The 21,143-nt window shown below is 60.7% G+C and carries 21 protein-coding genes; 11 read left to right on the top strand and 10 right to left on the bottom strand.

Features of this window, described 5'->3' with window-relative positions; all coding sequences use genetic code 11:
- The coding region (locus B3D39_RS19310) for an ImuA family protein (protein WP_286789979.1) at window positions 1-657 on the top strand (657 nt) is incomplete at its 5' end.
- Window positions 658-665: 8 nt separating this feature from the next.
- On the opposite strand, the gene B3D39_RS19315 is transcribed toward B3D39_RS19310, so the two are convergent.
- Window positions 666-962 carry a hypothetical protein gene (locus B3D39_RS19315; RefSeq protein WP_286789980.1) on the bottom strand — a complete coding sequence of 99 codons (297 nt, stop codon included), beginning with the start codon at window positions 960-962 and terminating at the stop codon, window positions 666-668.
- 17 nt (window positions 963-979) lie between these two features.
- Window positions 980-1,243, bottom strand: coding sequence for a hypothetical protein (locus tag B3D39_RS19320; RefSeq protein WP_286789981.1), 264 nt, complete (start codon window positions 1,241-1,243; stop codon window positions 980-982).
- 160 nt (window positions 1,244-1,403) lie between these two features.
- On the opposite strand from B3D39_RS19320, the gene B3D39_RS19325 reads away from it, so the two are divergent.
- Both B3D39_RS19325 and B3D39_RS19330 read left to right on the top strand, forming a co-directional pair.
- A complete protein-coding gene (locus B3D39_RS19325) occupies window positions 1,404-2,999 on the top strand; it encodes a DNA polymerase Y family protein (protein WP_286789982.1) in 1,596 nt (531 codons plus the stop codon).
- On the top strand, window positions 2,996-6,250 hold the full coding sequence (locus B3D39_RS19330) for an error-prone DNA polymerase (protein ID WP_286789983.1): 3,255 nt from the start codon (window positions 2,996-2,998) through the stop codon (window positions 6,248-6,250). The genes B3D39_RS19325 and B3D39_RS19330 overlap by 4 nt, the downstream gene beginning before the upstream one ends.
- 18 nt (window positions 6,251-6,268) lie before the next feature.
- Here B3D39_RS19330 and B3D39_RS19335 read toward each other — a convergent pair whose 3' ends face one another.
- Window positions 6,269-6,658: a hypothetical protein gene (locus B3D39_RS19335; protein ID WP_286789984.1), complete on the bottom strand. Its 390-nt coding sequence runs from the start codon at window positions 6,656-6,658 to the stop codon at window positions 6,269-6,271.
- A 126-nt stretch (window positions 6,659-6,784) separates the two neighbouring features.
- On the opposite strand from B3D39_RS19335, the gene B3D39_RS19340 reads away from it, so the two are divergent.
- Genes B3D39_RS19340 through B3D39_RS19350 form a run of 3 tightly spaced genes read left to right on the top strand, consistent with a single transcriptional unit; the run spans window position 6,785 to window position 9,765 of the window.
- Entirely contained in the window at window positions 6,785-7,813 is a 1,029-nt protein-coding gene (locus B3D39_RS19340; protein ID WP_286789985.1) for an efflux RND transporter periplasmic adaptor subunit, read from the top strand.
- Between the two features lie 12 nt (window positions 7,814-7,825).
- Window positions 7,826-9,076 carry an ABC transporter permease gene (locus tag B3D39_RS19345; protein ID WP_286789986.1) on the top strand — a complete coding sequence of 417 codons (1,251 nt, stop codon included), beginning with the start codon at window positions 7,826-7,828 and terminating at the stop codon, window positions 9,074-9,076.
- A complete protein-coding gene (locus B3D39_RS19350) occupies window positions 9,073-9,765 on the top strand; it encodes an ABC transporter ATP-binding protein (protein WP_286789987.1) in 693 nt (230 codons plus the stop codon). The genes B3D39_RS19345 and B3D39_RS19350 overlap by 4 nt, the downstream gene beginning before the upstream one ends.
- Before the next feature lie 4 nt (window positions 9,766-9,769).
- Here the strand turns inward: B3D39_RS19350 and B3D39_RS19355 are convergent, their stop codons facing one another.
- From B3D39_RS19355 to B3D39_RS19380, 6 genes are all read right to left on the bottom strand, one after another.
- Entirely contained in the window at window positions 9,770-10,954 is a 1,185-nt protein-coding gene (locus B3D39_RS19355; RefSeq protein WP_286789988.1) for a vWA domain-containing protein, read from the bottom strand.
- Window positions 10,955-10,967: 13 nt separating this feature from the next.
- On the bottom strand, window positions 10,968-11,135 hold the full coding sequence (locus tag B3D39_RS19360; RefSeq protein ID WP_165756950.1) for a hypothetical protein: 168 nt from the start codon (window positions 11,133-11,135) through the stop codon (window positions 10,968-10,970).
- 52 nt (window positions 11,136-11,187) lie between these two features.
- Window positions 11,188-12,678 carry a DUF2927 domain-containing protein gene (locus B3D39_RS19365; RefSeq protein ID WP_274963432.1) on the bottom strand — a complete coding sequence of 497 codons (1,491 nt, stop codon included), beginning with the start codon at window positions 12,676-12,678 and terminating at the stop codon, window positions 11,188-11,190.
- A 374-nt stretch (window positions 12,679-13,052) separates the two neighbouring features.
- A complete protein-coding gene (locus B3D39_RS19370) occupies window positions 13,053-14,039 on the bottom strand; it encodes a methyltetrahydrofolate cobalamin methyltransferase (RefSeq protein ID WP_078540773.1) in 987 nt (328 codons plus the stop codon).
- Entirely contained in the window at window positions 14,036-14,929 is an 894-nt protein-coding gene (locus tag B3D39_RS19375) for a methylenetetrahydrofolate reductase (RefSeq protein WP_274963728.1), read from the bottom strand. The genes B3D39_RS19370 and B3D39_RS19375 overlap by 4 nt, the downstream gene beginning before the upstream one ends.
- A 14-nt stretch (window positions 14,930-14,943) precedes the next feature.
- Entirely contained in the window at window positions 14,944-15,255 is a 312-nt protein-coding gene (locus B3D39_RS19380) for a virulence factor (protein WP_078520799.1), read from the bottom strand.
- Window positions 15,256-15,570: 315 nt separating this feature from the next.
- Here B3D39_RS19380 and B3D39_RS19385 point away from each other — a divergent pair, with 315 nt between their 5' ends.
- Window positions 15,571-16,011: a hypothetical protein gene (locus B3D39_RS19385; RefSeq protein ID WP_078550184.1), complete on the top strand. Its 441-nt coding sequence runs from the start codon at window positions 15,571-15,573 to the stop codon at window positions 16,009-16,011.
- A gap of 54 nt (window positions 16,012-16,065) precedes the next feature.
- Here B3D39_RS19385 and B3D39_RS19390 read toward each other — a convergent pair whose 3' ends face one another.
- Window positions 16,066-16,980, bottom strand: a complete 915-nt coding sequence (locus B3D39_RS19390; protein WP_078520797.1) for a LysR family transcriptional regulator — start codon at window positions 16,978-16,980, stop codon at window positions 16,066-16,068.
- A 373-nt stretch (window positions 16,981-17,353) separates the two neighbouring features.
- Here B3D39_RS19390 and B3D39_RS19395 point away from each other — a divergent pair, with 373 nt between their 5' ends.
- The 4 genes from B3D39_RS19395 to B3D39_RS19410 all read left to right on the top strand — a co-directional run bounded on the left by B3D39_RS19395 (window position 17,354) and on the right by B3D39_RS19410 (window position 21,096).
- On the top strand, window positions 17,354-18,571 hold the full coding sequence (locus B3D39_RS19395) for an ABC transporter substrate-binding protein (RefSeq protein ID WP_078520796.1): 1,218 nt from the start codon (window positions 17,354-17,356) through the stop codon (window positions 18,569-18,571).
- A 72-nt stretch (window positions 18,572-18,643) separates the two neighbouring features.
- Window positions 18,644-19,417, top strand: coding sequence for an ABC transporter ATP-binding protein (locus tag B3D39_RS19400; RefSeq protein ID WP_078540781.1), 774 nt, complete (start codon window positions 18,644-18,646; stop codon window positions 19,415-19,417).
- Complete coding sequence (locus B3D39_RS19405) at window positions 19,414-20,136, top strand: ABC transporter ATP-binding protein (RefSeq protein WP_414718040.1); 723 nt, start codon at window positions 19,414-19,416, stop codon at window positions 20,134-20,136. The genes B3D39_RS19400 and B3D39_RS19405 overlap by 4 nt, the downstream gene beginning before the upstream one ends.
- A gap of 63 nt (window positions 20,137-20,199) precedes the next feature.
- Window positions 20,200-21,096, top strand: coding sequence for a branched-chain amino acid ABC transporter permease (locus tag B3D39_RS19410; RefSeq protein WP_232621600.1), 897 nt, complete (start codon window positions 20,200-20,202; stop codon window positions 21,094-21,096).
- Window positions 21,097-21,143 lie beyond the last annotated feature (47 nt).

The raw sequence follows: 21,143 nt of genomic DNA on the forward strand, positions 1-21,143 counted from the left end.
CATGAAGTTGCGGCGGCTGCTTATCGGGATATGGGGGCGGCAACGGGGTTTCTCATTTCACTCATTATCAGGGCCAGCCGCGACGTGTCTCTTCCCGTCCTGTGGTGTGAAACGGCCAAGCCACCTTTCGACATGGGGCGGCTTTACGGACCAGGTCTTTCCGCTTTCGGTATGGAACCGGAAAGGTTGATACACGCGTTTCCGGCTTCCGATGCCGACTGTTTGTGGACGATAGAGGAGGCGCTGCGAAGCCGTGCCTTCTCGATCGTTGTCGGCGAGATCGACGGACGCTCTCCTGTGCTCAGTCTTGCTGCGACAAGAAGACTGCAACTTGCGGCTGAAACATCCGGAGTGCCGGCCGTTCTTTTCACCGGGCATGCCAAAGAAGGTGCGAGCGTTGCCATCACCCGGTGGCGTATCGCTTCGGCGAGAAGTAGCCCCGTTCCTTATGTGACCCCAGAGGAAAAACTGCCCGGTGCACCGCGCTGGAAAGTCGAACTCTCGCGTGCACGGGGCGGAAAGCCAGCATCATGGTTGCTGGAATGGAATGCGATGAAGGGGGCTTTTACGGCTGTGTCTCAGGCGGAAGGAAATGACGGCGCTAGACCTGCCCTTACGGCATCTCCTTCGGCTTCGCCTCTCCGGCAGATCGCGTGAAATTCAGCTCACCAGTAATAGGGAGGATAATAACGATAGGGATAGCCGGGATAGGGTCCCCACCAAGGCGAAGGTGTGCGCGCGCGTCTCAAGGCGCGCGTGTTTTCTTCCTGCGCACGAATTTCCTTCAGCCTCAGCATACAGTCGGCAAACGCTTCCGTACCTTCCGTGAAGCCGATTTTCTTGCATTCGATTTCGTCGGCATGTCGCTCTGCTGCCGTCCGAGCTGCTTGTTCCTGCGGGCTGACGCATGCAGCAAGAGTAGCGAGCGCCGCGACAACCAGAATGTTTCGCATGATACGCATGACTGAAACTCCCGAGATCAGAGTCCTACGCCAATACCCACACCGAAGCCGACATTCGGAGAACGGTTGCCTTCTTCTTTTGCGCGGATTTCCTTCATCTTGAGGCGGCAGTTTCCATAGGCTTCGGTTTCTGGCTTGAAGCCGAGGTCCACGCAATTCTGATGATCTATCGCGTCGAGCCGTGCTTGTTCGGCGGCAGGATCGCTGCAAGCGCCCAAGGCAATCGGAAGGGCCAAAATCAAACCGCAAGCCAGCCGTTTCGCGTATGAAAATCGTAACATGCTTCTGTCTCCCGATGCTCAGGGCGCCTGTTCCAGCAACCTAAGGCTACTCCCAATTTGGGCAATGAATGGGCGGAAAGTTAGGCGGATTCGACTCGCCATCCTGGCCGCAAGACGTCATAATTTCGTTCTTGTTTTGTTCTGAATTTGTGGTGCGAACATGAGGAGCGAAAGGCGAGTTGTTTCGCTCTGGCTGCCTTTTTGGCCCATCGAGCGGCTTTACCGCGATCTTGAGAGGCGGCACGGCAAGGTTGCAAAGAGACCCAGGGCGATTGCACGTTCGGGGGCCGGTGGTGTTCGTATTGCCGCATGCGATCAGCTTGCCAAGACTGCTGGAGTAGAGCAGGGACAGCTCGTGCCGGACGCCATGGCGCTTTGTCCTTCTTTGGAATTGCATCCTGCCGATAGCGACGGCGATCGGGAGGCGCTTCAGCACATTGCTCGCTGGTGCGGTCATTACACGCCATGGGCGACGATGGATCCCGTTGGCAGAGATGCAGAGCCAGACGGAATTCTGCTCGACATCACGGGCTGTGCGCATCTCTTCGGGGGTGAAGAAGCGCTGCTGGCAAACCTCCATGGACGCTTCAACAAGTTGAAGCTCACCGTTCGCGCCGCTATCGCTTCAACGCCGGGCGCGGCCTGGGCGATGGCTCGCTATGGTCCTCATCCTTTCTCGATCGTGCAGAAGGATGGAGAGGCGAGTGCGCTGCATGATTTGCCTGTAGCGGCGCTTCGACTCGATAGCGCGATAGCCGATGCTCTCATGCGTCTTGGGTTGAAGCGGACAGGAGATCTCTATGGCAAGCCTCGCGCGCCGATTGCCGCGCGTTTCGGTGAGGTGGTAGCTCGGCGTCTCGATGAAGCACTTGGCTTCGAGCCTGAGCCTATTTCGCCTATATCGCCGCCTGTTCTCTATCGCGCGCAACTGTCTTTCGCAGAGGGACTTACACAACTCGGGCATATTGAGGAGGCTGTCCTCCGGGTGACAGGCGATCTTTGTGAGGTACTGCAACGTGAGCAACAGGGAGCCCGGCAGCTTGAATTGCATCTTTTTCGCGTTGATGGGGAGGTGGTGCGGCTTCGAGCCGGCACCGGAAGGCCTTCGCATGAAGCAGAACATCTGGCGCGGCTCTTTCGCGAAAAGCTTGCGCAGGCAGGTGATGACTTTGATGCAGGGTTCGGTATCGACGGAATCACGCTTGCCTGTCTTGCAGTGGAACCCTTGTTACCCGCCCAAAACAGTTTCGGTGGAAGCGAAGTATGTCGGCAAAATCTCGAAGGTTTTCTGGACCGGCTGAGCAACAGACTTGGCCCTGATCGTGTTGTGCGGCTGGAACCAAGGGCAAGCCATATTCCTGAGCGTGCCTTTACCGATGTTGTTGCCCTTCGCGGACTTACGCCGTCCATGCGTGGCTGGACGATGCATAGAGATCAACACCGTGCTTCCATGCTCGGAGGCAGTCTTCCTCGGCCCGTGCGGCTGCTGCCCATGCCGGAGGCCGTGGATGTCATTGCCGAGGTACCAGAAGGACCTCCCCGTATTTTCCGCTGGCGTCGGATTCTCCATCGCGTCGCACGTTCGGAGGGGCCGGAACGAATTACGCCCGAATGGTGGCGCGGCAACAGGCAGCGGACGCGCGACTATTACCGTGTGGAAGATGAGGATGGTCGCCGCTTCTGGCTATTTCGTGAAGGGCTTTACTGCCGTGGTAGCGAAGCGCCGAGCTGGTTTCTGCATGGTGTGTACGAATGAGCATGCCTTTTGCGGAACTTGCAGCGGCGAGTAATTTCAGCTTCCTGCGTGGAGCTTCTCACGCCGAAGAGCTTGTCCTGACTGCTCAGAAGCTTGGCCTTTCCGCTATTGGCATAGCAGACCGGAACACATTGGCTGGGGTAGTGCGTGCCCACGCAGCAGCAAAGGAAGTGGGAATAAGGCTTGTTGTCGGGACAAGACTTGTCTTGCAGGACGGTTTCGAAGTTACAGCCTATCCGCGGGACCGCGATGCCTATGGGCGTCTGACGAAACTTTTGACACTTGGTAATCGGCGCGCACCGAAAGGCGAATGTCATATCACTATAAGAGATGTCATTGCTCATGGTGATGGGCTTTGTTTTATCGCGATGCCGCCGGTTGTTCCGGGTAATGAGTTCAAGGGCAATCTCGAAGCGCTTGCAAAGGCCTTTCCGGAATCCGTTTGGATTGGTCTCGTACCTCTCTATCGTGGAGACGACCGGCGCCGGCACGCTGTTCTTGCCCGGATTTCGAACGACGCAAATATTCCTCTCGTTGCGACAAACGATGTTCTCTATCACGAGCCGGGACGGAAACCCCTTTATGATGTGCTTGCCTGCATTCGCGAACACTGCACCCTGGAGGAGGCAGGTTTCCGTCTTTCTCCCAATGCCGAGCGGCATATCAAAAGCGTTGAAGAGATGGAGCGGTTATTTGCGGATTGGCCTGATGCTCTGGCGGCACCGCAAGAAATCCTCGCGCGTTGCAGTTTTTCCCTGGACGAGTTGCGATACGAATATCCTTCCGACAGCTTTTCGGAAAGCGAAACACCACAGGAGATGTTGACGCGTCTGACATGGGAGGGCGCAAAGAGGTATTTTCCGGGTGGTGTCAGCAAAAAGATTCGAGAGGCCATAGAGCATGAACTCAGTCTCATCCACGAGATGAGATATGCGCCTTATTTTTTGACCGTGTATGACATAGTGCGCTTTGCGCGAGAGAAGAAAATTCTTTGTCAAGGCAGGGGATCTGCAGCGAATTCAACGGTTTGTTTCTGCCTTGGAATCACGTCGGTCAATCCTTCCGAGATCAATCTTCTGTTCGAACGTTTCGTGTCGCGAGACCGGAACGAACCTCCTGATATCGACGTGGATTTCGAACACGAGCGCCGCGAAGACGTTATTCAGTACATATACGAGAAGTATGGACGGCATCGAGCCGGTATCGCGGCGACGGTGATCAGCTATCGCTCGCGGAGCGCAATTCGCGACGTGGGCAAGGTATTCGGACTATCTGAAGATGTGATAACGGCCTTGTCACGCTCGACCTGGGGGTGGTCAAGTACCGGCATATCGGCTTCTGATGCCCGGGAGATAGGTCTCGACCCCAATAATCCGCAGCTACGTCTCGCATTGAGGCTTGCAAGCGATCTCATCGGTTTCCCTCGTCATCTGTCGCAGCATGTAGGCGGTTTCGTCATCACTCAGGGTCCCCTTGAAGAGGTGGTACCGATACAGAATGCGGCAATGGAAGGACGAACCTTCGTCGAATGGGACAAGGACGATCTCGACAAGCTTGGAATTCTCAAGATCGATGTGCTGGCGCTCGGCATGTTGACCTGTATTCGCCGGGCCTTTGACCTTCTTGGGAAGCATTATGGCAAGCGCTTGACGCTGGCGGACGTACCGCAAGGCGACGAGAAAGTATACGAGATGCTGTGCGAAGCAGATGCCGTCGGTGTGTTCCAGGTCGAGAGCCGTGCGCAGATGTCCATGCTGCCGCGTCTGAAACCCAGGACGTTCTATGATCTCGTCGTGGAAGTGGCGATTGTGCGGCCGGGGCCGATACAGGGCGATATGGTCCATCCCTATCTTCGACGGCGTAACAAAGAAGAGGAGATAGATTATCCGAAGGAGGAGCTTCGTGAAGTGCTGGAGAAAACCTACGGGGTACCTCTTTTTCAAGAGCAGGCGATGAGGATTGCCATTGTTGCGGCAGGATTTTCAGCGGGTGAGTCAGATCAGCTGCGCCGCGCCATGGCGACTTTTCGAAAGTCCGGCACTATCGGCATATATCGCGAGAAGTTCATCAGTGGCATGATCGAAAACGGATACGAGCCGGATTTTGCAGAACGCTGCTTCAAGCAGATCGAGGGGTTTGCCGATTATGGTTTTCCAGAGAGTCATGCCGCCGCTTTTGCACTGCTGACTTATGTTTCTGCCTGGCTCAAGTGTCACTATCCTGATGTGTTCTGTGCCGCAATTCTCAATTCCCAACCGATGGGTTTCTATGCACCCGCCCAGCTTGTTCGCGATGCGCGTGAACATGGTGTCGAGGTGCGTCCGGTCGATGTAAATTACAGCGATTGGGACTGCACTCTCGAGGAGACGCAGCTGGGTAAGTTTGCCGTCCGGCTTGGCTATCGGCAGGTCAAAGGTGTGCAGGAGGAAACGGCGCGGCAAATAGAAGAGATGCGTGGAGGCGGCTTCGACTCTGTGCGCCATTTCTGGCTCAGGACAGGGCTTTATCCTCGCGTCATTGAGCACCTTGCGGATGCAGATGCATTCCGGTCCATCGGTTTGGATCGTCGCGAAGCACTCTGGGCTGTGCGCGGCCTTGGTGGATATGCAAACGGACACAACGGCAAAATGCCCGCTTCCTTGCCGCTTTTTGCGGCATTGGAGGAGGGGGGGCTGCAGCGAGAGGATGAGATGAGCTTACCTGCGATGCCGTTGGGTGAGCATGTCGTTCTCGACTATGCGACGTTGCGGCTTTCGCTGAAGGCACATCCCATTTCTTTCCTGCGGATGCGTTTTGCAACGCAACGCATCATGCCTAATGCGGAATTGAAAGCGATCGAGAATGGACGTCACGTGACACTTGCAGGACTCGTACTCGTTCGTCAGCGGCCCGGTACTGCCAGCGGCGTGATCTTCGCGACGCTGGAAGATGAGACGGGCATCGCCAATGTCGTCATCTGGCCGAAACTTTATGAGAAACGACGCCGTGTCGTTCTTACTTCGAGGCTAATGCTCGTGCGCGGCCGCGTTCAGAAAGAAGGTATCGTCATCCATATCATTGCTGACGATCTCGAAGACTGGACTGGTGAGCTTGGATTGCTGTCCTCGGAAAATTTCGGAGAAGCGGTCATCGCTCGCACGGATGGTGCAAAGCATCCGGGGCAAGATTCCGGGGGTGGCAATTACGGCAAGGAAGAGCAGAAGCGGATACGTGCCGCCCGGTTCGTCCCCCGCAGCCGTGATTTTCATTGACGCGAACGAACGGGCACTTCATTTGGAGCGAAACAACAAGAACTGGAGTGCGCTACCTCCTATCTCCGTCAGCACGAACACCCAAAGCACCGGTGTTGTTCCCTGCGCGATGGCGTAGACAATGAGTGCGGCAACAACGAGCCGTGCGGTTGCGTCGATGCGGGCGAGAAGCGGGGACGGCATACAAAGTCTGGCAAGAGCCCACACCACCCCTAGAACTCCCATGATGTGCACGAACATTATCGCCAGAGGTCCCATCTCGAAGAGAGTTGATGGCGTGCCGAAACCGAGCCGCTGGTCGAGAAAATATATAAGTGCGATCACCGCTTCCGCGACAAAGGGCAGGGCGAAGGGTAAAGTTACCGCAAGGTCTGCCCAGGCGACGCTCCGAATCATTTTTTCCTTCATGTTTTATCCCCTTATCCGGTGGTCTGCGGCATTCCGCCCCTGGAGTTGTCCCCGGATGCCGCCGTCCTGCCATCTTCTGCTATAAGCAAGGTCACGTGAACAGCCCGAGGCATCGGTGGAGGCGTTTTGCAAAGACGTTCAATCTGGACAGGCGGCGCAGCCGCGGTCATCCTCGCGGCAATCATCTTCGTCTATTTCACCTATTTTCAGCCTCCGGAGGTCGCGACGACGCCTCCACACCGGGGCGATGCGGTGGAAGCGGTCTATGCCACCGGAACGGTGGAGCCTCTCCGCTATGCACGCGTGGGAACGAAGATTGCCGGGCCAATCACCGAAGTGCTGAAGCACGAAGGTGAACCCGTGAATCAAGGCAACATACTCGCTGTTATCGAGGCGAGCGAGGACATCACGCGTGTGCAGGAACTTGCCGCGCGAATAAAGCTTACCGCAGCGGAACTCAATCGTGCTCGCCAGCTCAGACGCACGGGCAATGCGAGCCAGGCGACCCTCGATCAGGCCGAGAGCGCACATTCCGCAGCCGTCGCCGCTTACAGGGGGGCGAAAGCGCGGCTCGACGATCATTTCATCACGGCGCCGATTTCCGGCGAGGTGCTGCGCTCCGAAAACAGGATCAAGGTCGGGGACATGGTGCAACCCGGCCAGATCCTTTTCATGGTTGGCGATCCCACCGAACTGCAGATCGATGCGGAGGTGGATGAGGAAGATATCGTCAAGGTCAAGCCGGGGCAGGAGGCTCTGATCCGAGCCGATGCCTTTCCGGGGCGCGCTCTTGATGCGAGAGTGGTCCGCATCACCCCTTACGGGGACCCTGTCGGCCGGACCTACCGGGTCTATCTTGCGCTGCCGGAAGGCACACCTCTCATTTCCGGCATGACGACCGAAATCAACATCGTCGTGCGGCACGAGGATAATGCGCTGCTCGTTCCCATTTCATCATTGTCGGGAAAATCCGTCTGGGTTGTTTCAGACGGTGTGGCGCGATTGCAGGAAGTCGAGCTCGGCGCGGTGGGCGAATCCAACGCCGAGATTCTCTCAGGCCTTGCGGAGGATGCGAGCGTTATTGCCGATCCGCCATCGGGTCTTTCGGAAGGAGACAGCGTGCGGACGAGGCCAGTCTCCGCCGCCTCCTCATAGGCGAGGGTAAAAGTGTTCTGGCGGGTCGCCATCAGCATCGCCGCGGCGCAGCTTCTTCACCGGCGGCGCCAGACCATCGTTTCGACGCTGGGCGTCGCGCTCGGTGTGGGCTTCTTCATCGCTACTTCGTCGGTGATGTCCGGATCGGAAAACGATCTCGTGCAGCGGCTGGTGAACAACGCGCCGCACATCACGATGAAGGATGAGTTTCGTACGGCGGCGAAGCAGCCGGTTTTCCTCGCCATGCCGGAAGCAACCGTCGAGCTCACGAACACGAAGCCGCGCGAATATCTACGTGGCATCAAGAACTATGGCGCCATCGTCGACGAACTCTCGCAACAAAAAGGCGTGATCGCCGAGGCTGCACTGACGGGGCAAGCCATTGTGCGTTACGCGAGCAAGGATGTCGGAGCGTCAATTACCGGCATCGACCCTGAAAAGGAGCGCTATCTCACGACTGTCGAAAGCGACATGCGAGAGGGCAGTCTGATGCGGCTTAAAACGGCGTCGCAAGGAATAGTCATCGGACGGGGAATGTCCGACAGGCTTGGCCTGAGAATGGACGATCTTGCGACGGTCGTTTCGCCGACAGGGCTCGTCCGGCGCATGAAGGTGGTGGGCATTTTCAGCACAGGCAATCTTCTGCTCGACGAGGGGCAGGTCTACATGCTGATCAAGGATGCGCAGGTGCTGCTGGACAAGCCATTCATCGCCAACAGGATCCGGATCAAGATCGGCGATCCCGACCAGGCGGAGGATTTCGCGGCGCGCATCGAAAGCCGATGGGGGTATCGCTCGGAATCCTGGCAGGAAGTAAACCGCGATTTCCTCGGACTCTTCGTGATCCGTAACACGATTACTTATTCGATCGTCGGCGCAATCATGGTCGTCGCTTCCTTCGGCATTTTCAACATCATCTCGACCATCGTGATGGAAAAGCGGCGAGATATAGCGATCCTCATGTCGATGGGCTTTCGCGCTTTCGATATTCAGGCGATCTTCCTCGTACAGGGGGCGGTCGTCGGTGTCGTCGGCATGCTACTCGGCTGGTGCATCGGACTCGTGCTGCTGCAGATGCTTGCTTCCATCGAGTTCACCATTCCCGGCATGTCGGAGAAGCAGCATATCGTGCTCGATCGCGGCTTCTTCCAGTTTGCTCTGGGCGGATTTTTCTCGCTTCTTTCGGCGGTAGGCGCCGCCTGGTACCCGGCGCGGAAAGCCTCTCAGGTTCGTCCGGTGGATATCATCCGGGGGGCGGCATGAGCGGGGAAGCGCTCATCGAAGCGCGCGGCGTCACCCGTATTCTTCAGGAAGCGGTGCCGGTGACGCTGGTTCGCGATATCGATGTCGGCATCGGTCATGGCGAATTCGTCAGCGTCACGGGGCCTTCTGGTTCGGGCAAGTCCTCGCTTCTCTACCTGCTTGGGCTGCTCGATGTACCGACGTCGGGGCGGGTGCTGCTTGAGGGACAAGATACGACCGTGCTCGACGCAGACGAACTAGCGGCGATGCGGCTTCGCAAGATTGGCTTCGTCTTTCAATTTCATTTTCTGCTTCCGGAATTCTCCGTCCTTCACAATGTGATGCTGCCCATGCGGCGGCTCGGCGGCATGAGCGAAAGACAGATGGATGAGCGGGGGCACCGGTTGCTCGAAGAGCTCGATATCGCGGACCAGGCCAGGAAAAGGCCGGATCAACTTTCCGGCGGCCAGCGCCAGCGCGTGGCGATTGCCCGGGCGCTTGCCAATGACCCGGCGCTCATTCTCGCCGACGAGCCGACGGGCAATCTCGACAGCAAGAACAGCCAGATCGTGCAAGAGATTTTCGCGAAGCTGGTGCGCGAGGAGGGAAGGACCGTTGTTGCGGTGACGCATGAACCCGGTTTCGCGGAGGCAACCGACCGCAACATTCACCTGGTGGATGGGAGGATCGACCGCGATACGAAGCGCTGATCGTCTAGCGTGAAAGTTCGCGCATCGCGTGATCGAGACCCTCGAGCGTCAGCGGATACATGCGCTCACCCATGATCTGCTTGATGATCTGGAGCGAGGGCGTGTACTCCCAGTGCCGCTCGGGGATCGGATTGATCCAGACGCAGCTTTCGTAGATCTGGTTGACGCGCTCGAGCCAGATGCCGCCCGGCTCCTCGTTCCAGTGTTCCACGGAGCCGCCCGCATAGGTGATTTCGTAGGGTGACATGGTGGCGTCGCCAACGAAGATCACCTTGTAGTCGGAGGGGTACTTGTGGAGTACGTCCCAGGTATTCATCTTCTCCGTGTGGCGGCGGCGATTGTCCTTCCAGACGCCTTCATAGAGGCAATTGTGGAAGTAGAAATATTCGAGGTTCTTGAACTCGGTGCGGGCCGCCGAAAAGAGTTCCTCGCAGAGCTTGATGTGGCTGTCCATCGAGCCGCCAACATCGAAGAAAATCAACACGTTGATCTTGTTGCGGCGCTCCGGGACCATCTTGATGTCGAGATAGCCCTGATGGGCGGTCGACTTGATGGTGCCGTCGAGATCGAGTTCGGTCGGCGCACCTTCGCGCGCGAAACGGCGGAGCCGCCGTAGCGCGACCTTGATGTTACGCGTGCCGAGTTCGACCTGGTCGTCGAGGTTCTTGTATTCGCGCTTGTCCCAGACCTTCACGGCGCGCTGGTGGCGGCTTTCCTTTTGTCCGATCCGCACGCCTTCGGGATTGTAGCCGTAAGCGCCGAAGGGCGAGGTGCCCCCGGTTCCGATCCATTTGCTGCCACCCTGATGGCGGCCTTTCTGTTCCTCGAGCCGCTTTTTCAGCGTCTCCATCAGGTTGTCGAACCCGCCAAGCGCCTCGATCTGCTCTTTTTCCTCGTCGGTGAGGTGTTTCTCCAGCTGTTTGCGCAGCCATTCCTCGGGCAGATCGACGGCGTTGAGCACATCGTCCGGCGTGATCGCCTCCAGCCCCGAAAAGGCCTCGGAGAACGCCCGGTCGAAGCGGTCGAGGAAGCGTTCGTCCTTCACCATCGCGGCGCGGGCGAAATAGTAGAAACCGTCGATGTCGTAGGTGCACAGGCCAGCGGCCAGCCCTTCGAGGAAGCTCAGATATTCGCGTAAGGAGACGGGGACACCGCCGCGCCGCAGAGCATCGAAGAATGGCAGGAACATCGCCGCCCTCCGATTATGCCCAGATGCGGTTGATGATCACGGTGACGAAGAGGCCCACCAGCGCCAGCCCGATCGCATGGACAGCGGCATATTGCGCCCGGTCGAGCTTGTTGCCGCCGCGTTTGCGGGCCTTCCAGTCGCCCCAGATCAGCCCGATCACGACACCTGCCAGAACATACATGCTGCGCCCCCTTACGGTCTTGGTCCGGGCGCGCCCGGTCCGCCTTTTGCGGTCAGTTCACGCGAGCGCCCGCATTGGCGAGGGCCGCCACCTCATCCGCGCGGCGTTTCACCGCCGCGTCAGAGCCAAAGCCATAGCGCGCCCATTGCTGCATGTCGAGACGGGCCTGATGTTCCTTCGTCGCGTCACCCAGTTGGCCATAGGCTTCGGCGCGGATCATGTAGAGCGTGGCCATCAGCGAGGCGTTCTCGCTCGACACATCCGAGGCCAGCGCGCGGTTCACCAGCGACACTGCCTCCTGCGCGCGACCCGTGCCAAGCGCGTAGGCCGCAAGCTGCATGTCGATATGTGCGGCCTGAATTTCCGCGCCGGGCGTCGCGCGATAAATCCGGCCTGCCTTCTTATAGGCGGCGACCGCTTTCTCGGGGTCGGTCTTCATCGTCAGCCGCCCGACCGCGAACCACGCGAAGGCCGCGCGGCTGTCATGCCAGCCCCGGCTGGTGGCGATCTTCGTGGCGCGTTCGGCAGCGGCGCGGCGGCGCTTGTCGCTTGCCCCATGGCCGAGCGCGGTGGTGATCGCCTTCACATAGGCGCGCGGCGTCGGATCGGCGGGCAGGGCGTGCATCGAACCGCCCGAGGGGTGGATCTTCGACAGGATCGCGGGCAGGGCCGCACGCACTTCGGCGGGGCTCATGCCGGTATGCAGCGCCGGATCGTAATAGGCGCGCAGGATCGTCATGTCGAACTTGGTCAGCACGGTGTGGAAATTGTCGTCGTTCCAGACCGTGTCGGGCAGGCGGTAGAGATCGTTCACCGGCCCGAGCGCCTGGCTGACCTCCTCATGCAGGCAATCGCGGATTTCCTGCGGCGTGGAGTCGGCCGGGATGAACACGGTGGCGGAGTGGCGCTGCGTCAGCTTGGCCCAATCGCTGGCCTCGTCGGCATGCGAGTTGCGGTAATCCGTCCAGCTTTCGACATTGGGCACCACGAAACAGGCGACATTGGGAACTTCGCGGCGCATCTGTCGTTTGGGTACGAATTGCACCGAGATCGTGTTCGCATTGCCCGGCTCGGTCGAGACGTTCAGCCCCGCCTCGCGCTGCAGCCGGTGGACCAGATGACCAAGCTCGGTCTGCGCCAGGGGCGGCGCGTTGCCTGCGAGCGTGATCGAGACCGGGCCTTCGAACCGGGTGAAGCGCGGCAGGGCGCGCCCGGATTCGAGGAAGAAGCTGAGCTCCATGAAGTCGGCGCCCAGATGGCTGTTATCGGGGAGCCGCTCAGACGGGGGGCCGTTCTTGAGCCCCGGGGCCAGATCGGGCGCGGACAGATCGAGCAGTTGGGCCGTGCCGCGGGCGGTCGTCACTTCGGGGCTGTTGGTCGAACAGGCGGCGAGGGCGCCCGCGATGATCAGCGCAGCAAGCGTGCCCGCCCGCGCCGCAGCACGTCCGGGGGACGCGCCGTTCAGCAGGCCTGTGCGCGGTGCCGTCCCGAGGCGCGTTGGCGCCGGGGAGGCCGCGCTGAGCGTTTTGAATGCTAAGCGCATGGCAGCGTGTGATCCCTGTTCGTTGCCGCAAAGGTACACATACGGGTTTAAGCCCGACCAGTAAATCTTTGCCTTACAATTGGAATTTTGAGCCTGCGCGCCCTGAAGCGGCGACATCCCGCCGGTTTGCTGCCCTGCCAAGGCTGCAAATCGCTGAATGGGGCGGTTTCTGTGCGCAGGGGCTCGGATTGATCACGGATCTGCGAATCGCGAGGTGATGATCGCCATTGTCGCGGATGTAGAGAAGATTTGTTCCTGTTTGCGCAACAATCGCCGCTGCAAGGGCCGCCACTCCGGGCTGGAAGAAACGCGATGCGCAAAATGCGAAACGCCCGGAGCGAGCCCCGGGCGTTCGACAGTCTTCGTGGGGCGGATCAGGCGCGGCGACGGCGCCCGCCGCGGCGTCCACCGACCGAGGAGGTCGCTGCAGCGGCAGAGGCTTCGGCGAAGCTGAGGCCGCCCTCTTTCATCGCGTCGAGCGTCTTCGACAGGCGGATCCATTCCATCCCGTTCGGGTCGTGGTTCATCAGCAGGTTGGCGGCGCGGATCGCCTCCATCTCCTGATTGCGCACCGGGTTCATGATGGCCGAGGTCATGCCCGCGCCGATCGCCATCGGCAGGTAGGCCCCGTTGATCCCGTGGCGGTTCGGCAGGCCGAAGGAGATGTTCGACGCGCCGCAGGTGGTGTTCACGCCCAGCTCGTCGCGCAGGCGGTTGACCAGCGTGAAGACCTGACGGCCCGCGGAGGCCATCGCGCCCACCGGCATCACCAGCGGATCGACGACGATGTCATGCGCGGGGATGCCGAAATCGGCGGCGCGCTCGACGATCTTCTTGGCCACGGCGAAACGCACGTCGGGATCTTCGGAAATCCCGGTGTCGTCGTTCGAGATCGCGACGACCGGCACGTTGTATTTCTTCACCAGCGGCAGAACCAGTTCCAGACGCTCTTCCTCGCCGGTGACCGAGTTCAGAAGCGGACGGCCTTCGGCGGCTTCGAGACCCGCCTCGAGCGCCGCCGGAACCGAGCTGTCGATGCAGAGCGGCACATCGATCACGCCCTGCACGCAGTTGATCAGGTCGCGCATCAGCGAGGGTTCGACGAAGTTGTTATCCGCATAGCGCGGGTCTTCGGCCATCTTGTTCGAGAACACCGCGCCCGAGTTGATGTCCAGAACCGTGGCGCCGCAGGCGACCTGCTCGAGCGCGTCTTTTTCGACGGTCGAGAAATCACCTTGCTCCAGCTCGGCGGCCAGCTTCTTGCGGCCGGTGGGGTTGATCCGCTCACCGATGACGCAGAAGGGCTCGTCAAAGCCGATCACGACGGTTTTGGTTTTGGACTCAAGGACGGTGCGGGTCATTCATGGCCTCTCTGTTCGGCGATCCAATTGGCTGTCGCGGTGATACCGCCCAGCGGGAAGAAATGCACGGCTTCGATATTCGACGGGCAATCGGCGGCCAGATCGGCCAGCAATTCGGTCGGCTCGAAGGGCATGAGCAGCTTGGTCACGTCGCGGGCGCGCTTTTGCAGCACTTTCAGCGAAGGGCCGACGCCGCAGGCGATGGCGAATTTCAGGAGCGTTTGCAGTTTCGCGGGGCCCGCGATGCCCAGATGGACGGGCATTTCGATGCCGTTGGCTTCCAGACGCTTGGCCCAGTCGCGGATCGGACCGGCCTCGAAGGCGAATTGCGTGGCGATCGCCATATCCGCATCGGTGCGGTTCGCGAAATCCTGCTTGAGTTTCAGCGCGGCCATCACCTCGGCCTCACCGCCTTTGGGGTCGATGTCGCGGTTGCCCTCGGGGTGGCCGGCGACGTGCAGACGCGCGAAGCCGTCGAACGCGCCGGTTTCGATCATCTGCATCGCGCAGTGGAACTCGCCCTTCGGCTCGGCCACGCCGCCACCCAGCAGCAGCGCCTGCTCGACGCCTGCCTCGCCGCGATAGCGCGCGACCCAGTCGTTGAGCTGTGCCTCGTCGCGGATGATGCGCGCGGGAAAGTGCGGCATCGGCTCGAAACCCTCTTCGCGCAGACGCTTGGCGGTGGCGAGCATCTCCTCGATCGGGGTGCCGTCGATATGAGCGATATAGACGCGGGAGCCCTTCGCGAACAAAGGCGCGAAGCTTTCCACCTTGGCGGCGGTGCGGGGCATCACCTCGACCGAGGCGCCCTCCAGCAGAGCCGTCATCTTGCCGTTGACCGGCGGACGAGCCGGGGTCTTGGCCTCGCGGCGGAAATTCACAAGAGCCATGCGCCTATTCTCCCTTACGCGTCGGGCTGGGTGTTCCAGCCGTCATTGGCAATCAACGCACGCAACCGCGCGTCGTCATAGTCAGAGAGAATACGCGCCAGCACGGCTTCGGCCGCTTCGGCATCGTCGCCGGGCTCTTCACCCGAAGCCACCTTGCGCCACTCGGCCAGATAGGCGTCGCTGTCGCGGGCGCCGATCTTCATAGCCGCGCGGTCGATCGCCTGCTCGAACCGTTCGGGCAGCGGTTTCTTGACGCCACGCCGTCCCTTGCCCGCAATGATTTGGGCCGGGATGTCACGCCAATAGACCAAGGTGATCTGTGCCATGCGAATCTCTCCTCGTATGCGCAGAATTGCCCGAAACCGACGCGGGACAGGGTGGATTTTCGACATTCCGTCGCGGCTGAGCGACGTGCCGGTGACTGTGGGGCAGGTGATAGCAGCCGGGCAGGGGGCTGGGCCACCTCTGTGCATCGGAATAATCCGCGCCAAGATCATGAGCGCCGCTCAAGCGGCCTGCGGCACAAACGCCGCGCGGCGATCTGGCACATTCTGTGACGCGCCGCACTGTCTACATCCTCCGGGCAACCCGAAAACAGGCCGCCCCTCTGCGGTGCGGCCAAGTCAGAGAGATGATCCGAGATGACCAAGACCTCCATTCTGATCGCGGCGCTGTTCACCGCGCTCCCCTTCGCCGCTCAGGCAGAGACCCCCGGCGAGCAGTTCATGTCCACGTGGGATCTCGATGGCGACGGCACGGCCACGCTGGCCGAGCTGGAGCAGATGCGCTCGGATGTCTTTGCCTCTTTCGATGCCAATGAAGACGGCAAGCTCGACGCCGAGGAACACGCGGTCTTCGACGAGGCGCGCGCCAATGACGTGGCGGGCTACGAGGGCCAGCAGCGCGCGCAGATGCAGAAGATGGCAGATGGCATGACGATGGCCGCGACCGATGCCGATGGCGACAAGCTGGTGACGCTGGCCGAGTTCCAGACCAGCACGGCCAAGTGGTTCGCCCAGCTCGACAAGAATGCCAATGGCGGGATCACCATCGACGATTTCGCGCGCAAGCCCGCACAGTAATGCCCGCACAGGAATGACAGCGCCACGACGCCCGGTCGCTTTGCGGTCGGGTGGTCAGGTGCTGGTGGCAGTGATCCGGGGCAGGAACTCTGCACGGTTCTTCGAGACTTCCTCGGCGATGAAGCGCATCGCGGCACGAACGCGGGCGATCTCGTGCAGGTCTTCATGGGTCACCAGCCAGAAGGTGCGGCGGATCTCGATCTCGTCGGGCAGGATCGGCACCAGCTTCGTCGAATGGCGGGCGAGGAAGTCGGGCAGCACCGCGATCCCGCGTCCGGCCTCCGCGACATGCTTATGCGCGAAGAGGTTGGTCGAGGACAGGCGCGGCGTGTGATCGCCCAGCGTGACCGACAGGTAATCCAGCTCCGGCGTGTAGATCAGCTCGGGGATATAGCCGACCAGCGGGTGCTTCAGCAGATCCTCCTTGCGGTTGATCCCCGGATTGCGGGCGAGGTAATCGGGGGACGCATAGAAATGCAGCGTGTATTCGGTGAGCTTGCGTGACACGAGCCGCCCCTTTTCGGGCCGCGACAGGGTGATCGCGATATCGGCCTCGCGTTTGGACAGCGAGAACAGCCGCGGCGTGGCGACCAGCTGCGCCTCCAGTTCGGGATTGGCCTTGATGAACTCCGCCAGACGCGGCGCGAGGAAGAACGCGCCGAACGCATCGGGCGCGCCGATCCGCACCGTGCCGGACAAGGCATAGAGCGTGCCCGACAATTCGTCCTGCACGCGGGCTGCGACATTCTCGATCTGCTCGGCCTTCGCCAGAAGCCGCTCGCCATGTTCCGAGAGCGCATAGCCGCGCGGGCTGCGCTCGAACAATTGCGCGCCAAGCTGGGTCTCCAGAGATTTGACCCGACGTGATACAGTGGCATGATCGGTGCCCATCGCACGGGCTGCGACGGTCAGGCGACCGGCCCGGGCCACCGAGAGAAAGAATCGGAGATCGTCCCAATCGAAGCTCATTGACGGTCCTTTTTGCGGTCTCGCGTCGGAAAAACGGGAGATATGGGCATTTTCGCACATGCGTTTGGCAATACGTGGCATGGTCGCGTGCATTTTCCCACCTAGCCTTTTGCACATGGCCAGTTTCTGCCTAAGGTGCGTGCACTGACAGGAAGTTTATCGGGTCATCGGGAACCGCGGCGGCGCAAGCACTTGAATGTCCGCCCGTTTCCACGCTGAATTCACTGGCGGCCGCGTTGAGGAGCAGGGACGGCCGCACGAGGAGAAACACAAGATCTTATTCCGGCAGGGACCGAAAAGGCGTCCCGTCGGTGTGCTCTCATGGCGCCGCGCGCCGGGGAGCCAAATCTATCAACCAACGGGAGGAATGTTGATGAAATCAGCTATTTACGCAGGTGTGAGTGCCGCGGCGCTGAGCTTGGCCGCAGGCGGCGCGATGGCGCAGGACGCGATCTCGAACGGCTCCGTGAAAATCGGTGTGCTGGGCGATATGTCCGGCGTCTATTCGACCGGTTTCTCGGGTAAGGGCGCGGTCGACGCGGTCAAGATGGCCGTGCGCGACTTCGGTGGCGAAGTGCTCGGCAAGCCGATCGAAGTGATCTCGGCCGACCACCAGAACAAGGCAGACGTCGGTTCGGCCACCGCTCGCGAGTGGATCGACCAAGAGCATGTCGACATGATCGCCGACCTGACCAACTCGGCCGTGGCGCTTGCCGTGCAGCAGCTCGCCTCCGAGAAGAAGACCATCACCTTCGCCACCGGCGCTGCCACCGCGGCCCTGACCGGCGAGAACTGCTCGAAATACGGTATCCACTACGGCTACGACACCCACGCGCTGCCGGTCGGCACCGCGACGGCCGTTGTGAAGAATGGCGGCGACAGCTGGTACTTCATCACCGCCGACTACGCCTTCGGTCACGCGCTGCAGGACAACACGTCCTCGGTCGTGGAAGATCTGGGCGGCTCGGTCGTGGGCAGCTCGGACGTGCCGCTGGCGACCACCGACTTCTCCTCCTACCTGCTGCAGGCGCAAAGCTCGGGCGCGAAGGTGATCGGTCTCGCGAATGCGGGTCAGGACACCGTCAACGCGATCAAGCAGGCGCATGAATTCGGCATCGTCGCAGGCGGTCAGCAGCTCGCTGGTATGCTCGTGCTGATCTCGGACGTGAAGTCGCTCGGCACCGACGTCGCCAAAGGCCTCCAGTTCACCAGCGGTTGGTACTGGAACATGGATGACGAGAGCCGGAAGTGGAAAGCGGAGTACGAGAAGTTCTCGGGCGGCGAAGCGCCGACCTTCGTGCACGCAGCCGACTACTCGCTGACCATGGCCTATCTCGAAGCGATCAAGGCAGCTGGCACCGACGACGCCGACAAGGTGCGTGAGCAGCTTGGCAAGATGAAGATCGACGACTTCTTCGCCAAGGGCGGCACGATCCGTCCCGACGGTCTGCTTGAGCATGACATGTACCTGCTCAAGGTGAAAGACGGCGGCGAAGATCCGTGGGATGTGGCCGACGTGGCGCGCACGATTCCGGGCAACGAGGCCTATGCCTCGCTCGAAGCGGGCGGCTGCAAGCTGGTCAACAAGTGATCTGAACAAATCCTTGGCGCAGGGCGGCATTGCGACCGCCCTGCGCCTGCGTATCAGTCCGAAAGCGAGACCATGAGCGACGATATCATTCTCGAGGCCAAGAACCTGACCAAGAGTTTCGGCGGCTTCGTGGCCGTCAATGACGTGAACCTGCGCATCAAGCGCGGCGCGATCCACGCGATCATCGGCCCGAACGGCGCGGGTAAGACGACGATGTTCAACCTGCTGACGAAATTCATCACGCCCACTTCGGGCAAGATCCTCTTCAACGACCGCGATATCACCAATCGCAAACCCGCCGAGATCGCCAATATGGGCATCGTGCGGTCGTTCCAGATTTCCGCCGTGTTCCCGCACCTGACGGCGCTGGAGAACGTGCGCCTCGCGCTGCAGCGCTCGCTGGGCGTGAGCTACCAGTTCTGGCGTTCCAAATCGGTGCTGCACGACCTCGACGCGAAAGCGGTGGCGGCGCTCGATCAGGTGGGCCTGAAGGAATTCGCCCATCTCAAGGCGGTGGAGCTGCCCTACGGGCGCAAACGCGCGCTGGAGATCGCGACGACGCTGGGGCTGGAGCCTGAACTCATGCTGCTCGACGAGCCGACCCAAGGCATGGGCACCGAGGACGTGGGCGCCGTGACCGAGCTGATCGGCCGTGTCCGCGAGGGGCGCACCATTGTCATGGTGGAGCATAACCTCGGCGTCGTGGCCGAACTGGCCGACACGATCACCGTGCTTGCGCGCGGCGAAGTTCTGGCCGAAGGGCCCTATTCCGAAGTGTCGAAGAACCCGGCTGTCATGGAGGCCTATATGGGCGTCTCCGCCGACGAGCAGGAGGAGGTCGCATGAGCACCGAAACGATGATCAAACCGATGCTCAAGATCGAGAACCTGCATGCATGGTATGGCGAAAGCCACGTGCTGCACGGGATCAATCTCGAACTGGGCGAGGGGCAGCTGATCACCCTTCTGGGCCGCAACGGCGCGGGCCGTTCGACCACGCTGCGCTCGATCATGGGTATGGTCGATCGCCGCGAAGGCTCGATCAAGATCAATGGCGAGGAGTTTCTGACGAAACCCACGCACAAGATCTCGCCCGATGCGCGGATCGGCTATTGCCCCGAGGAGCGCGGCATCTTCGCCTCGCTCAATGTCGAGGAAAACCTGATGCTTCCGCCGAGCGTGGGCGAGGGCGGCATGTCGGTGGAGGAACTCTTCGAGATGTTCCCGAACCTTGCCAATGTCCGCAAGCGGATGGGCACGCGGCTTTCGGGCGGCGAACAGCAGATGCTGGCCATCGCGCGCATCCTGCGCACCGGCTCGCGGCTGCTGCTCCTTGACGAGATCACCGAGGGTCTTGCGCCCGTGATCGTGAAAACCCTGGGCCGCGTGATCCGCGACCTGAAATCGCGCGGCTATACGATCGTTCTGGTGGAGCAGAACTTCCGCTTCGCCGCCCCGCTCGCCGACCGCCATTACGTCATCGAACATGGCGAGGTGATCGACGTGATCGAAGCAGATCAGGTCGAAGACTCGATGGACCGGCTGAACCATTACCTGAGCGTGTAACGAGAAACCGGGCCGGGCTCAGGCGCCCGAGACCCGACAGGGAGGACAACCCCGATGGATCCGATGATCCGACTTATTCTTGCCCAGGGGATGCTGGGCCTAAACAACGGCGTGTTCTACGCGATGCTGAGCCTCGGGCTCGCGGTTATCTTCGGCCTCTTGAACGTGGTCAATTTCGCGCATGGCGCGCTCTATATGCTCGGCGCGTTCCTCGCGCTGATCCTGTATTCCTATGTCGGTCAGTGGATCGGCATGGCGGACCTGCATATCGGCTTCTGGCCGGCGCTGATCCTCGCGCCGATCTTGGTGGCCTGTTTCGGGATGCTGATCGAGCGCTTCTTGCTGCGCAGGCTCTACAAGCTCGACCCGATCTACTCGCTGCTGCTGACCTTCGGGATCACGCTGGTGCTGCAGGGCCTGTTCATCAACTTCTTCAACGCGTCGGGCACGCCCTATCCGGGGATGCCGGAGAGCATGAAGGGCGTGACCAATCTCGGCTTCATGATGTTCCCGAAATACCGCCTCTTCGTGATCGTCTTCTCGATCGTGGTGTGTTTCGTGACCTGGTTCGTGATCGAGCGGACCCGGATCGGCGCACGGCTGCGCGCGGGCACCGAGAACCCCGAGCTGGTGAAAGCCTTCGGGATCAACGTGCCGCTGATGGTGATGCTGACCTTCGGCTTCGGCACCGGCCTTGCGGGTCTCGCAGGCGTGCTGGCGGCACCGATCTACTCGGTCAGCCCGCTGATGGGCGCGAACCTGATCATCGTGATCTTCGCGGTCGTCGTGATCGGCGGCATGGGCTCGATTGCGGGGGCGGTGATTACCGGCTTCTCTCTGGGGCTGATCGAGGGCGTGACTAAGGTCTTCTACGCGCCCGCTGCAAACACGGTGATCTTCCTGCTGATGGTGATCGTGCTTCTTGTGCGCCCGTCGGGCCTCTTCGGACGTCAAGGGTGAGGGTGAAGACATGAGCAATACGACAAGTACGACGAGCGAAATCGGCG

Source organism: Thioclava sp. UBA3469, from assembly GCF_002378135.1.
GTDB lineage: Bacteria > Pseudomonadota > Alphaproteobacteria > Rhodobacterales > Rhodobacteraceae > Thioclava > Thioclava sediminum.